15 protein-coding genes and 1 pseudogene are annotated in these 13,115 nt (G+C 73.2%); 12 read left to right on the top strand and 4 right to left on the bottom strand.

The window, feature by feature from the left end; translation table 11 throughout:
- Both ACZ50K_RS23895 and ACZ50K_RS23890 read left to right on the top strand, forming a co-directional pair.
- A pseudogene (locus ACZ50K_RS23895) lies at nucleotides 1–457 on the top strand (hypothetical protein); the annotation flags it as partial.
- 81 nt (nucleotides 458–538) lie between these two features.
- Entirely contained in the window at nucleotides 539–1,096 is a 558-nt protein-coding gene (locus tag ACZ50K_RS23890) for a rho GDP-dissociation inhibitor (RefSeq protein ID WP_468906434.1), read from the top strand.
- On the opposite strand, the gene ACZ50K_RS23885 is transcribed toward ACZ50K_RS23890, so the two are convergent.
- Nucleotides 1,000–2,025: a PHP domain-containing protein gene (locus ACZ50K_RS23885; RefSeq protein ID WP_468906432.1), complete on the bottom strand. Its 1,026-nt coding sequence runs from the start codon at nucleotides 2,023–2,025 to the stop codon at nucleotides 1,000–1,002. The two genes, ACZ50K_RS23890 and ACZ50K_RS23885, sit on opposite strands and share 97 nt — an antisense overlap.
- A 92-nt stretch (nucleotides 2,026–2,117) precedes the next feature.
- On the opposite strand from ACZ50K_RS23885, the gene ACZ50K_RS23880 reads away from it, so the two are divergent.
- The 5 genes from ACZ50K_RS23880 to ACZ50K_RS23860 all read left to right on the top strand — a co-directional run bounded on the left by ACZ50K_RS23880 (nucleotide 2,118) and on the right by ACZ50K_RS23860 (nucleotide 5,343).
- Nucleotides 2,118–2,675, top strand: a complete 558-nt coding sequence (locus ACZ50K_RS23880) for a YbaK/EbsC family protein (protein ID WP_468906430.1) — start codon at nucleotides 2,118–2,120, stop codon at nucleotides 2,673–2,675.
- 87 nt (nucleotides 2,676–2,762) lie between these two features.
- Nucleotides 2,763–3,131 carry a YbjQ family protein gene (locus ACZ50K_RS23875; RefSeq protein ID WP_468906428.1) on the top strand — a complete coding sequence of 123 codons (369 nt, stop codon included), beginning with the start codon at nucleotides 2,763–2,765 and terminating at the stop codon, nucleotides 3,129–3,131.
- Nucleotides 3,132–3,522: 391 nt separating this feature from the next.
- Entirely contained in the window at nucleotides 3,523–3,978 is a 456-nt protein-coding gene (locus tag ACZ50K_RS23870; protein WP_468906425.1) for an LAETG motif-containing sortase-dependent surface protein, read from the top strand.
- A gap of 22 nt (nucleotides 3,979–4,000) precedes the next feature.
- Nucleotides 4,001–4,729, top strand: a complete 729-nt coding sequence (locus ACZ50K_RS23865; protein WP_468906422.1) for an RNA polymerase sigma factor — start codon at nucleotides 4,001–4,003, stop codon at nucleotides 4,727–4,729.
- Nucleotides 4,726–5,343 (top strand): hypothetical protein, encoded by a 618-nt coding sequence (locus ACZ50K_RS23860; RefSeq protein WP_468906419.1) that lies wholly within the window; start codon nucleotides 4,726–4,728, stop codon nucleotides 5,341–5,343. Before ACZ50K_RS23865 ends, ACZ50K_RS23860 begins: the two co-directional genes overlap by 4 nt.
- A 28-nt stretch (nucleotides 5,344–5,371) precedes the next feature.
- On the opposite strand, the gene ACZ50K_RS23855 is transcribed toward ACZ50K_RS23860, so the two are convergent.
- Nucleotides 5,372–5,824, bottom strand: coding sequence for a MarR family winged helix-turn-helix transcriptional regulator (locus tag ACZ50K_RS23855; RefSeq protein ID WP_468906416.1), 453 nt, complete (start codon nucleotides 5,822–5,824; stop codon nucleotides 5,372–5,374).
- Nucleotides 5,825–6,009: 185 nt separating this feature from the next.
- Between ACZ50K_RS23855 and ACZ50K_RS23850 the strand changes: the two genes are divergently transcribed.
- Nucleotides 6,010–7,257 carry an MFS transporter gene (locus tag ACZ50K_RS23850; protein WP_468906413.1) on the top strand — a complete coding sequence of 416 codons (1,248 nt, stop codon included), beginning with the start codon at nucleotides 6,010–6,012 and terminating at the stop codon, nucleotides 7,255–7,257.
- A complete protein-coding gene (locus ACZ50K_RS23845) occupies nucleotides 7,257–8,987 on the top strand; it encodes a beta-N-acetylhexosaminidase (RefSeq protein ID WP_468906410.1) in 1,731 nt (576 codons plus the stop codon). Before ACZ50K_RS23850 ends, ACZ50K_RS23845 begins: the two co-directional genes overlap by 1 nt.
- 80 nt (nucleotides 8,988–9,067) lie before the next feature.
- On the opposite strand, the gene ACZ50K_RS23840 is transcribed toward ACZ50K_RS23845, so the two are convergent.
- A complete protein-coding gene (locus ACZ50K_RS23840) occupies nucleotides 9,068–9,883 on the bottom strand; it encodes a glutamate ABC transporter substrate-binding protein (RefSeq protein WP_468906669.1) in 816 nt (271 codons plus the stop codon).
- Between the two features lie 151 nt (nucleotides 9,884–10,034).
- Between ACZ50K_RS23840 and ACZ50K_RS23835 the strand changes: the two genes are divergently transcribed.
- From ACZ50K_RS23835 to ACZ50K_RS23825, 3 genes are all read left to right on the top strand, one after another.
- Nucleotides 10,035–11,150: a hypothetical protein gene (locus ACZ50K_RS23835; RefSeq protein ID WP_468906408.1), complete on the top strand. Its 1,116-nt coding sequence runs from the start codon at nucleotides 10,035–10,037 to the stop codon at nucleotides 11,148–11,150.
- Between the two features lie 123 nt (nucleotides 11,151–11,273).
- Entirely contained in the window at nucleotides 11,274–11,759 is a 486-nt protein-coding gene (gene rraA / locus ACZ50K_RS23830; RefSeq protein WP_468906405.1) for a ribonuclease E activity regulator RraA, read from the top strand.
- A 32-nt stretch (nucleotides 11,760–11,791) separates the two neighbouring features.
- Nucleotides 11,792–12,316, top strand: coding sequence for a TerD family protein (locus ACZ50K_RS23825; RefSeq protein WP_468906402.1), 525 nt, complete (start codon nucleotides 11,792–11,794; stop codon nucleotides 12,314–12,316).
- A 27-nt stretch (nucleotides 12,317–12,343) separates the two neighbouring features.
- On the opposite strand, the gene ACZ50K_RS23820 is transcribed toward ACZ50K_RS23825, so the two are convergent.
- Nucleotides 12,344–13,048 carry a LysM peptidoglycan-binding domain-containing protein gene (locus ACZ50K_RS23820; RefSeq protein ID WP_468906400.1) on the bottom strand — a complete coding sequence of 235 codons (705 nt, stop codon included), beginning with the start codon at nucleotides 13,046–13,048 and terminating at the stop codon, nucleotides 12,344–12,346.
- Between the last annotated feature and the right edge of the window lie 67 nt (nucleotides 13,049–13,115).

Genomic DNA, 13,115 nt, shown 5'->3' with positions numbered 1-13,115 from the left:
CGGTACCACCGGTACCACCGGTACCACCGGTACCACCGGTACCACCGGTACCACCGGTACCACCGGTACCACCGGTACCACCGGTACCACCGGTACCACCGGTACCGGCACAGTCCTGCGCGGCCGTATCGGAGCCGGATTCTCCCCGACCCCCCGCCGCTACCGGCTGTACCTCTCCGCGAACTGTCCCGCCTCCCGCAAGCTCCTGGCCCTGCACGCCCGGCTCGGCCTCGGCGAATCCGTCCCGGTCACCGTCCTCGGCTCGCCGGAGGAATCCCCCGAGGCCCACGCCGAGCTGCGCCGCGCCTACGAGGCCACCGGGCACCACTACCGGGGAACCCTCCAGGTCCCGGCCCTCTGCGACACCTGGAGTGGCCGGATCGTCACCCATCACATCGCCGACATCCAGCGTGACCTGGCCGGACCGCTGGCCGCGGAGGCCCGGATCCGGCGATGATGGAGGGTGCGCGCGAACGCGCCGCCGGGCGGTACGCCGGGCGGCGCGTCCGGGCGACCGGAGACCCGGAGGTGAGCGGCCATGCCGCACGAGCAGGTGTTCGAACTGGTGGACGTGTCCCTTCTCTCGGACGAGCACGGCCGACGCACCATCCCACTGAGCGGCACCGAGACCGGGCCCTTCGAACTGCCCGAGGGCGCCCTGGTCACCGTGGCCCTGACCTTCAGCCTCCGCGCACCCGTCGACGGGCTCACCTTCACCCGCACCCGGCGGCGCGACGGCAACGCCCTGCCCCCCATCAGCGCCCCGCTCGGCAGCTTCCGGGCGGGCGGCCCGTACGAGGTGCACCTGCCGGCCGAACACCTCCCGGTCGGGCGGACGGCCTGCGGGGACTACGAGATCACCGGGGTCTTCACCGACGGCGAGGGCCGGAAGCTGGCCGAGGAGAACCACCGCTTCCGCATCGTCCACCAGCCGCGCCTGGTCCACGGGCGCAGGGACCCGCAGAGCGTCCAGGGCCTCCCGGACGACGGGTCCCCGGATCAGCCCGCCGTCCATGCCCGCAGCCGCCGCAGCGGCCAGGTGTTCACCACCCGCTCGGCGGGGACCCCGCATTCCTCCGCCCGGGCGCATCCGTAGATCTGCCAGTCCAGTTGTCCCGGCGCGTGCGCGTCCGTATCGACCGCGAACAGCAGCCCGTCCACCGCCACCGCCTCGCGCAACAGCCGACGGGGCGGATCCAGCCGTTCCGGACGGCTGTTGATCTCCAGGGCGGTGCCCGCCTCCGCACAGGCCGCGAACACCTCCGCCGCGTCGAACTCCGACTCCGGCCGGGCCCGCCCGGTGATCAGCCGGCCCGTGCAGTGCCCCAGTACATCCGCATGCGGATTGCCGACCGCGGCCACCAGCCGGCGGGTCATCGCCCGCCGGTCCATCCGCAGTTTGGAGTGCACCGACACCACCACCAGGTCGAGTTCGGCGAGCAGTTCCGGATCCTGGTCCAGCGAGCCGTCGTCGAGGATGTCGCACTCGATACCGGTCAGCAGCCGGAACGGCGCCCACCGGGCGTTCAGCTCGGCCACCTCTTCCAGCTGCTCCCGCAGCCGCTCCGCGGACAGCCCGCGGGCCACCGTCAGCCGCGGCGAGTGGTCGGTGAGCACGGCCCACCGGTGACCGAGCTCGGCCGCCGTGCGGCCCATCTCCTCGATGGTGCTGCCGCCGTCGGACCAGTCCGAGTGGAGATGGCAGTCCCCGAGCAGCGCGGCCCGGAGGGCGGTGCCGCGCCCTCCGGTGTCCGGCGGCGGATCCACCGCCACCACCTCGTCCTCCAACCGGCGCAGATACTCCGGCACCTGGCCGGCGAGGGCCTCCGCGACGACCCCGGCGGTCTTCGGCCCGATACCGCGGACCGTCTCCAGGGTCCCCGCGGCGGCCCGTTCCGCGACCTCCGCCTCACCGAGTTCGACGACCCGGGCCGCGGCGGTCCGGAACGCCTGCACCCGATAGGTGGGTGCCCGGCCGCGCTCCAGGAGGAAAGCGATCCGCCGCAGGGCGGCCACCGGATCCATCCGCGGCTCCCTTCCCACTCGCCCTCGCCCCGAACCCCCAGGATCCCACCGCCCCGCCCCCGATGCCCGACGCCCGTTGCAGAATGACCTCCATGCGCGCACCCATCGGCCCGTTCGACCCGGCCCATCCCGCCCCCGGCCACCTCGAAGCCCTCGTCGCCCCGGTCGCCGAGGCGGTCCGCGCCTGGCAGGGACCGACCCCGGCCGCCGAGATCCTCTACGTCGACACCGATCCGGCCATCGCCGACACGGCGGCCTTCGTGGAGCACTACGGAAAGGAACTCCTCGACCAGTCGGCGAACTGCGTGATCGTCGCCGCGAAACGCGGCGGTGAGACCACGCTCGCCGCCTGTCTGGTCCCCTCCGCCGCCCGCGCCGACGTCAACGGCACCGTCCGCCGCCGGCTGGGGGTCCGGAAGGTGTCGTTCGCCCCGATGGACACCGCCGTGCGGCTCAGCGGCATGGAGTACGGCGGCATCACCCCCATCGGCCTCCCCTCGGACTGGCCGCTGCTGGTGGACGCCTCGCTGCTCGGCCTGCCGTACGTACTGATCGGCAGCGGCAGCCGGCGCGGCAAGCTCATCGTGCCGGGCAGGCTGTTCGCCGAGCTCCCCGGCGCCGACACGGTCGAGGACCTGGCCCTCTCCTAGAGCCCGCCGCCCGCTCTCCGCGCGGGCCCAGGTGTCGGGTCGGGTCCAGGTATTGCGGGCCCGGGCCGCCGGACGCAAGGTGGTGGCATGGGAATCGAGGACTACGGCGGCGGCCCCGGCACCAAGGCGGGCGTCCTGGTCGTCACGACCAACGACGTGCCGGGCTACCGGGTCACCCAGGTCATCGGTGAGGTCTTCGGGCTCACCGTGCGCTCACGGCATCTGGGCAGCCAGATCGGCGCGGGTTTGAAGTCGATGATCGGCGGGGAGCTGAAGGGCCTCACCAAGACCCTGGTCGAAACCCGCAACCAGGCCATGGACCGGCTGATCGAACAGGCCCGGGCCCGTGGCGCCAACGCGGTGCTGATGATGCGCTTCGACGTCACCGACGCCGCGGACCTCGGCACCGAGGTCTGCGCCTACGGCACGGCCGTGGTCCTGGTCCCCGACGCCTGACCCCGGCTGCTGCTCTTCAACACGGCCGTCGGCCAGATCAAGCCGGTGAAGGTGCGTCAGGTGGTCGGCGTGGAGCCGATGCCGCCCGGCACCCAGGGTGCGGTCCCGGCCGCCGACAGCGCCTAGTCGAAGACGTAGCCGACGGCCGTCTCGCCGTGCCGGTAGGTGAAACCGCCGGTTCCGCACAGCCCGGCGGATGCGCGCCGACCGACTGCTCTCCCTGCTCCTTCTGCTCCAGAACCGCGGGCCGCCATGGTCGAGGCGGTCGAGGGGCTCGTCCGAGGGTACGGCGGAAATATTTCCCGATCGGCGGCAACCTCCCGGCGGGTCGCGCGTCGTGCGGGGGTGAAGGGTGCCGACCGGCCCCCTTCACCGGACTCGGGAGAACAACGTGAACAACCTCAAGCGCGCCGGCCTCACCCTGGCGACCGCCGGTGCACTGGCGGCCCTGGCCGCCCCGGCCTGGGCGGCCTCCGGCCCCTCGGTCGTCCCCGCGACCGCGATGCCCTCGGCCGCACCCTCCCCGGCGGTGAGCAGCCCGCCGCAGCCCAGCGCGAGCACCCCGCCGACCGCGGCCCCGAGCACGGTTCCCAGCGCCTCGCCCAGTGCCCCGCCCACCGCCACCCCGAGCGCCGCCCCGTCCGCGGTTCCCAGCGAGGCGCCGACCGCCGCCCCCAGCGCCGTCCCGAGTGCCGCCCCCAGCGCCCCCGGCGATGCGAGCGCCGCCCCCGAGCTCGCCCATACTGGATCGAACGCGGCCACCGCCATGGTCGGTGCGGGTGCCGCCGGGCTGGTGGCGCTCGGGGCCGGAGCCCTCTACACCGTGCGGCGCCGCACCCAGAGCTGACGTGCCCCATCCGAGGAGCCTCGTGCCGTACCCCGCCGTACCGTTCCGCTTCGCCGTGCCCGGCTCCGACCGGGCCCGGCGGGGCGGTCCGCCCGGCGTGCGCGCACTGCTGCGCGGTCTGCTGTCCGGTCCGCTGCTGCTGTTGCGGGACCGGCTCGCGCCGCCGGACCGGCACGCGGCCCTCTCCCCGTACGGTCACCCGCCGGACCCCGGGCCCGGCTCCGTCCCGGGCCCGGGGTCCGGTCCGGTGGGCGACCCGGCGGGCCATCCCACCGTCAGCGAGCTCTACCACGCGCACCGGCTGCGGATGGTCCGGCTGGCGGTGCTGCTCGTCGACGACCTGGCGACCGCCGAGGACGTGGTGCAGGACGCCTTCACCGCGCTCTACCGAAGGCACGGGGAGCGGATAGCCGAGGTCGACAACGCCCTCGGCTATCTGCGGACCGCCGTGGTCAACACCGCCCGGTCGGTCCTGCGCCGCCGGCGCACCGCCCGCGCCTGGACCCCGCCGCCCGCCGCCGAACTGCCCTCCGCCGAGACCCTGGTGGTGGTCGACGAGGCACACCGCGAGGTGCTGGCCGCACTGAAACGCCTCACCCCCCGCCGACGCGAGGTCCTGGTGCTGCGCTACTGGGCCGAGCTCAGCGAGGCGGAGATCGCGGAGACCCTGGGGATCAGCCGGGGAGCGGTCAAGTCCAACGCCAGCCGCGCCCTGGACGCGCTGGAACGCATTCTGGAGGGACGGGTATGACGGGCGGTACGGACGGCAGAGGCCCCTGGGGGAACCCGGCGGGCGGACGCGAACGGGAGGTCGAGGGGCGGCTCCGGGAGGCCTTCGCGGCCCGCGCCGAGTCGGTCACCGTGCGGGACCTGCGCCCCGCCGACCCGCCCGGGCGGGGAACGGCCCGGACCCCGGGGGTGTGGCTGCGTCGCTTCCTGCTGCCGCTGGCCGTCCCGATCGCGGCCGCCGTGGCGCTGGCCTGCTACTTCCTGCTCACGTCCGCGGACCAGCCGGGGCGCCCGACACCACCGGCGGCCCCGCCGGAGATCGGTTCCGCACCGCCTTCCCGCACCGGCGGCTCCGGCACGCCCGAGGGCCGGCCCAGCGCGGAGCCGAGCGAGCGGCACAGTACGAGCCCCAGCGCGGAGCCGAGCGACCCCGGGACCGGCACCGGCCCGAGCGGGCTGCCGACCGGCATCGGCGCGCCGCCGTCTTCGAGCGCCTCGCCCGGCGCCCCCGGTACCAGTGCCCCGCCCCCGACCGGCACGCCCTCGGGCGGCCCCTCGGCCGTGCAGCCGACCCCGGGCGGCTCCGCCCCGGGCCCCTCGGTGTCCTGGCCGCCCCCGTCGCCCGAGCCGAGCTGACCCGCGCTGCGCGGCGAGCCGATCCGCGCTATGCGTTGAGCTGCTCCACGGTGGCGACCAGTGGTGCCAGCTCGGGGTGGGACGCGGCCGCGTCCAGGGCCTCCCGCAGGGCCGTGTCATTGGTGGGCCGGGCGGCGAGCAGCAGCTCCGCCCCGGCCTCGGTGACGTTGGTGTAGATGCCCCGGCGGTCCGTCGGGCACAGGTAGCGGGACAGCAGGCCCCGCTCCTCCAGCCGGGTCACCAGCCGGGTGGTCGCGCTCTGGCTGAGCACCACGGCGTCGGCGACCTGCTTCATCTGGAGGTGTCCGCCCGGTCCGTCGTGCTGCCTGCTGAGCACGTCCAGAAGCGAGTACTCGCGCATGCTGAGGTCGTGCCGGGCCTGGAGGGCCCGTTCGATGTGCGTCTCTATCCGGCCGTGCAGCAGGGAGAGGGCGCACCAGCCCTGGGAGAGGGCGGTCCGTGAGCTATCCGTGGCCGTCATGGGGGCGGGCTCCTCTGCGTCTGGGGGTGGGCGTCTTCCGGGGCTGCCACCAGGATAGTCCACAGGGGCGGTAGCCCGCGCTTGCAATTAACCCGCGCCTGCAATTAATGTCGAGGCATGCAAGCGGCGACCGCAATCATGTGTCGGCCGTCTCCGCCCCCGGACCGCCCTGCCTAGGACCCCTCATGCCCCTCGCACTCCTCGCCCTCGCCATCGGTGCCTTCGGAATCGGCACCACCGAGTTCGTCATCATGGGCCTGCTGCCCCAGATCGCCGGTGACTACGGCGTCTCCATCCCCACCGCCGGGTTCCTGGTCACCGGCTATGCCCTCGGTGTGGTCCTCGGTGCCCCGCTGATGACCGTCCTGGGCACCCGGATATCCCGCAAGCGCATGCTGATGCTGCTGATGGGGCTGTTCGTGGCGGGCAATCTGCTGTCCGCGGTGGCCCCGGCCCTCGGCGTGATGCTGGCGGGCCGGATCGTGGCCTCGCTGGCCCACGGAGCCTTCTTCGGCATCGGCGCCGTGGTCGCGGCCGAGCTGGTCGCCCCGCAGAAGAAGGCGGGCGCCATCGCGATGATGTTCACCGGCCTCACCGTGGCCAATGTGGTCGGCGTGCCGCTGGGCACCCTGGTCGGCCAGACCCTCGGCTGGCGGATCACCTTCGTGATCGTCGCCGCCCTCGGCGTCGTCGGACTGCTCGGCATCGCCCGTCTGGTCCCCGAACTGCCCAGGCCGGAAGGTGTCCGGATCCGCCACGAACTGGCCGCCTTCCGCAACGTCCAGGTGCTGCTGGCCATGGGCATGACGGTGCTCGGCTTCGGCGGGGTCTTCGCCGCCATCACCTACATCACCCCGATGATGACCGAGGCGGCCGGCTTCGCCGAGGGCTCGGTGACCTGGCTCCTGGTCCTGCTCGGCCTCGGTATGGTCGCGGGCAACCTGATCGGCGGCCGCTTCGCCGACCGGGCCCTGATGCCGATGCTCTACACCTCCCTGGGCGCCCTCGCCCTGGTCCTCGCCCTGTTCACCGTCACCGCCCACCACCAGGCCACCGCGGCCGTCACCCTGTTCCTGATCGGCGCCCTCGGCTTCGCCACCGTGCCCCCGCTCCAGAAGCGGGTGCTGGACCAGGCCGCCGGTGCCCCCACCCTGGCCTCCGCCATGAACATCGGCGCCTTCAACCTGGGCAACGCCCTCGCCGCCTGGCTCGGTGGGCTCGTCATCAGCGCGGGCCTGGGCTGGACCGCCCCCAACTGGGTCGGTGCCGCCCTGGCCGCCGCCGCCCTCGCCCTGGCCCTTCTCTCCGGTGCCCTGGAGCGCCGGGCGAGCGGCCGCGGCGGCCGTGTGGTCGCCGCCCACCTGCCGGCCCCGGCCGGGTCGCGCAGCAGCGAGCCCCGTGCGACGTTGGTCGGGGGAGAGGCAGGTATGTGATGCGGAAGACCGGGACGCGAAAGAGCGGCCAGCACGGCCACCACGGCCACCTGATCGTGACGGCCGCCGTCGCGGCGCTGATCTCCCTGGCCGTCCCCGGCTGCGCCACCGCCGAACAGGGCGCGGACGCGGCCCGTGAGCCGGCCGCCCCCACGGCCACCGGCGGCCCCGACGACCCCGGCACCAGCACAGGCACCGGCAGCGGCACGGGCTCCGACACCGCCACCGGCACCGCACCGGCCGGTTCCGTGGAGGCCGCGCCCACCCCGGAGCCCAGCCCCACCCAGCCGCTGTCCACCGCCCCGCGCACCGTGCCCGCGGTCCGGGAGCACAGCCCGGCCCGGGGGCCCGGCTGGCGGCCGGCCGACGGGGCCCGGGTGGTCGTGGATCCCAAGAGCCCCGGCCTCACCGACGAGGGGAGACTCCTGGCCCAGGAGACGGGAATGGCCTACGGCGGGACCGCCGGCCCCGCCCGCGGCGATGTCCAGCTGTCCCTCGGCGCCAAGGGCTCCGGCACCCCCGAGTCGTACACCCTGGCCGTCAAGGACGGCCAGGTGAAGATCACCGGACCGGACGAGGCGGGGGTCTTCTACGGCACCCGCACCCTCAAGCAGGCCCTTCGCACCGACGGGTCCCTGGGCGAGGGCACGGTCCGGGACCGGCCCGCCAAACCCCAGCGCGGCCTCAACCTGGACATCGCCCGCAAGCACTTCTCGGCGGACTGGATAGAGGACCGGCTCCGCGAGATGGCCGACCTCAAGCTCAACCAGCTCGGCCTGCACTTCTCCGACGACCAGGCCTTCCGGATCGAGTCCACCAGCCACCCGGAGATCGTCTCCACCCCGCATCTGAGCAAGGCCGAGGTCCGCCGCATCACGGCCCTCGCCGAGCGGCTCCACATCGCGGTGGTTCCCGAGATCGACTCGCCCGGACATCTCGGCGCGGTCCTGCGGGCCCACCCGCAGCTCCAGCTGCGGGACGCGGCCGGCAAGGCCGTCAAGGGCGCCGTGGACATATCGAACCCGGCCTCCGCCAAGCTGATCGACGAACTGCTCCGCGAGTACATCCCGCTGTTCCCCGCCGGAGCCTGGCACCTGGGCGCCGACGAGTACCAGGCCCTGGTCCGGGCCAACCCCGAGGCGTCCTTCCCCCAGCTGGCCGCCGCGGCCCGGGCCCGATACGGCTCCGGGGCCCGGGTCCAGGACCTCGCCACCGGCTGGCTCAACGACCGGGCCGCCGTGGTCCGCCCCTCCGGGAAGCAGCTCAAGGCCTGGAACGACGGATTCTTCGCCGGTGGCATCGCCCGCCCGGATCGCGACATCCAGGCCGAGTACTGGACCGGCAAGGAGATCGGCGCCCGCCCGCCGCTGCCCTACCTGCAGGAGGGCCGCAGCGTGGTCAACCTCAACGACGAGTACCTGTACTACGTCCTCGGCCAGCCCAACCAGTTCACATACCCCACCGGCCGGCGGATCTACGAGCAGTGGACCCCGCTGGTGCTGCGCGGCACCACCCCCGTGCCGGCCCAGTACCAGAACCAGATACTCGGGGCCCGGCTCGCCGTCTGGGCCGACCTGGCCGGAGCGCAGACCCAGGCCCAGGTCGCCGACGGCATCCGGCGCCCGCTGGCCGCCCTCTCCCAGAAGGTCTGGGACGAGCGCCCGCCCCGGCTGAGCTGGAACGAGTTCAGCTCACTGGCCGACCGCGCCGCCCGCCCCACCACGCCGTGACCCCCACCACGCCGTGACCTTCGCGAACCGTGCCCCCCCCGCGAACCGTGACGGCCCGCGGGCAGCGACCGCCGACCGGGTCAGCTGCCCTCGGTGATCTTCGGCGCCGGCTCGTGGCGGTAGTTGGCCGCCCCGAAGTTCGCCTTCACGAAGCCCTCCCAGGAACCGTCCTCGACCATCTTGCGCAGCGCCGCGTTGATCTTCGTCTGGAGTTCGGTGTCGCCCTTCTTCAGGCCGATCCCGTACTTCTCGTCGCTCAGGCTCAGCCCGGTGAGCTTGAACTTGCCCCGGTTGATCTCCTGCGCCGCGTAGCCGGCGAGGATCGCGTTGTCCGTGGTCATCGCGTCGAGCACGTTCTCCTTGAGCGCGGTGATGCACTCCGAGTACCCGCCCACCTCCATGACCTCGGCCTTGGGCGCCAGCTTGGTCCGGAAGTTCTCCGCCGAGGTGGAGCCCGTGACCGAGCACAGCGTCTTGTGGTTCAGGTCCTGGGCCTTCTTGATCCCGGTGTCCGAGGTGCGCACCAGCAGATCCTGGTGGGCCACGAAGTAGGGACCGGCGAAGTCCACCTCGGCCTTGCGCTTCTCGTTGATCGAGTAGCTGGCGACGACGAACTCGACCTCGTTCTGCTTGATCATCAGCTCCCGGTCCGCGCTGAAGACCTGCTTGAACTCGATCCGCTCCGGTGCGTAGCCGAGCTCCTTGGCGACGTATCGCGCCACGTCCACATCGAATCCGGAGAACCGTCCTCCAGGCTCGCGCAGCCCCAGTCCCGGCTGGTCGAACTTGACCCCGATGGAGATCGTGGGCATGTCAGCGGCGTCATCACCGCATCCGGAGGCGGTCAGGACGAGTACGGTCACTGCGGCGACCGCACCGGCCTTGGAAACCTTCATCATGGACTCTCTGTCGAACGGAGGGGGTTGCTGAGGAAGCTAGAAAGGCCACGCGGGGAGCGTCACTAGTTCTGAGGAAAACTTGAGGATAACGATCCGGTTCGGCCGCAAATCCTGCGGTCGGAACGGGTCGCGAACGGAGGGGACGAGCATGTCGGGTTCCGTACGGATCGAGGGCAACGCCCTGTTGCTGGGCGGCGGGGTGCAGGTCCGGTTCATCCGCACCCTGCGACTCCCGGAGCAGGGCACCCATGCCCTGCCGCCCGGCCTCGGGGAGTTCCCGCTGCGCCGGATCGAGGACTGCCCCGGCCCGGTGCCGGAGGAATGGCGGCGGCGCGGCGGGGTGGTGCTGCCCGTCCACCTCCGCGAGGCGATGTGGCTGAGCTTCGGTGGCAGCCGCGAACCGGCCGCCCTCCAGATCGGCGTGGGCAAGGTGTGCGCGGTGTCGGGGGAGCGCTGGACCGGCCGGCTGGACCGGCGCCCGCAGAACTACCTGGTGCTGCCCCGCCAGCCCTGGCTCGACGGGATCAACTCCGGCACCGGCACGGTCCGCCAGTTCGTCGCCGTCCCCCTGGGCCTCGGCGCCACCGTCGAGGGCCAGGTCACCGGCGAGGAGACCACCGGCGGCATCCAGCTCCAGTCCTTCCCGCTGACCGGGCCGCGGCTCGCCGACTGGCGGGAGGCCCAGCGCCAGGAAGCGGCCCGGGCCGCCCGCGCCGCCGTCCAGCCCCCGGCACCGTACGCCCCCGGCGGCGCCCCCTTCGGCTACGGATCGGGCCCGGCGGCCCCGGGCGGCGGGCCCGCGGGGCTGGTGCCCGGCGGGGGACCCGTCCCGCTCCCCGCCATGGCTGCCGCCCCGGCACCCCGGGCCGCCGCGGCCCCGGCCGCCATGGGCCTCGGCGTCGGCGGCAGCATGCGCCAGGAGGTCTACCAGGACGACCGACCGCCCGCCGACTGGTCCCCGGAGCCCACCGGCCGGGTCTTCGTCCATCTGGTGACCCCGCCCGAATGGCAGCGCATCACCGGCGAGCCCGCCCCGCCCTCCCCGGTGGACCGCGCCGCCTACACCCGGGCCGGCCTGCCCTGGTTCGACTACTACGACGAGGACGGCACCGACCTGGCCCCCGCCGACACCCTCGGCCAGGTCAAGCCCGTCGGGGACTGGCTGGGCGACGACCACACCCCCTGGACCCCGCCCGGTCAGCACCAGATCCACCCGCTGGGCGACGCCCCCCAGGGCAAGCCGGTGGCCGACGGGGACTGGTGACAGGATGGGCGTCCCGGGCCGCCCCCCCCGAACGGCCCGGGCCGCCCCATCAGCCGCACCGACCACCCCGCCAACATCCCCGCGGCAACTCCCGCAGCAGCCCCAGGAACAGAGGGTCCCGCCATGCCCGTCACCCCCGCGCCCACCGCCGACCTCTACGACGAGTACGGCGAGGCACTGGCCATCTGCGGAACCCCCTTCCGCGGCATCGGCGGTCGCCGGATGTTCGCCGGCCCGGTCCGCACGGTCGCCTGCCACGAGGACAACGCCCTCCTCCGCGAACTCCTGCACACCCCCGGGGAGGGCGCGGTCCTGGTGGTGGACGGCCGCGGCTCGCTGCGCACCGCACTGGTCGGCGACCTCATCGCGGGCGCCGCGGTGCGCAACGGCTGGGCCGGGCTGATCGTCCACGGGGCGGTCCGGGACAGCGTGGCGCTCGGCGGACTCGACCTCGGGGTCCTTGCCCTGGGCACCGTCCCCCGCAAGAGCGGCAAGACCGGTGCCGGGGTCCTCGACGGGCCGGTCTCCTTCGGCGACATCACTTTCCGGCCAGGTGACACCGTCTACGCGGACGAGGACGGCGTCGTGGTGCTGCCCGGCCGGGAGTAGGGTGGAACTCCCGGTCGAGGAGGGGAAGTTCGATGAGCGGTGTAAGCAAGGGCCTGGGCAGGGTCGAGGTCGCGCTGAAGTGGGATCCGAGTCCGGCCGGAGCCCCGGCCCATGACCTCGACCTGGTGGCCGCCGTCTACGGCGCCCGCGACCCCGAGGGCGCCCCGGTGTACCTGGTCCACTTCGGGAACCGGGCGCCCGACGGCACCATCACCCTCAACCGGGACAGCCGCACCGGCCAGGGATTCGGGTTCGACGAGGTCATGACCGTCGAGCTCGACCGGATGTCGGCCGAGCTCACCCGGGTGGTGATCGGGGTGGTCATCCAGGGCAGTGAGGCCGGCAAGACGTTCGGGGACATTCCGAACACCGCGGTGCGGATCCGGGAGGGCTACACCGATCTCGTTCAGGACGATTTCTCCGGCCTCGGGACCGCCTCGGCGGCCACCGTCGCCACCTTCCTCCGCGAGCCCGCCGGCGACTGGAGCCTGCACCCCTCGATCCGGGGCTTCACCGCCGACCCGGCGGAGTTCACCCGGCTGCTGGGCGCCGTCTGACCGGACCGGCGCCCCGTGCGCCGGCGCTCAGTAGGCGCCGTTGACGTTGTCGATCGAGCCGTAGCGGTCGGCCGCGTAGTTGCAGGCGGCGACGATGTTGGCGACCGGATCGTACTGGTCGAACTTGGTGCCGGGCACGTGGTAGGCCTTGAAGGTCGGGTAGATCACCTGGAGCAGGCCCTTGCTGGGGATGCCGTTCTGCGCGTTGATGTCCCAGTTGTTGATCGCGAGCGGGTTGCCGCTGGACTCGCGCATCACATTGCGGTGGATGCCGTCGTAGCTGCCCGGAATTCCGCGCTGCGCCATGATCGAGAGGGACTGCCGGATCCAGCCGTCGAGGTTGTTCGGGTAGAGCGTGGTGGTCCGGGCCGTACGGTCGGCCCGGGCGGGCTCGGCGGCTCGGGCGGGCTCGGCCGACTTCGCGGTCTTGGCGGCCTTGGAGGCCGTGGCGCCGAGGGAGAGCTTGGTGCCGGGGCGTATCAGCGAGGGGTCGTTTCCGATCACCGCGCGATTGTCCTCGTAGAGCTTCTTCCAGCCGCCCTTCACCGAATACCTCTCGGCGATCTTCGAAAGGGTGTCGCCGGCCGTCACGGAATGGCTCGCGGTCGCCGCTTCCGCGGTGGTCGCCCCGATCAGGGGCAGCAGCAGGGCCGCGCCGCCGGTTCCGGCGATGGCGAATCCGCGGGTGAGCGGGTTGTTCTTGGGGCGGCGGTGCTTACCTTTTCCGGGCATGGCGCAATTCCTCAGGTATTCGGTGACCCATCGGGATTGCGGTGACCGTATGCGAGCCGGACCTGCG

The organism is Streptomyces sp. NPDC033845, from assembly GCF_055576225.1.
This window is presented reverse-complemented; position numbering and strand designations above follow the sequence as displayed.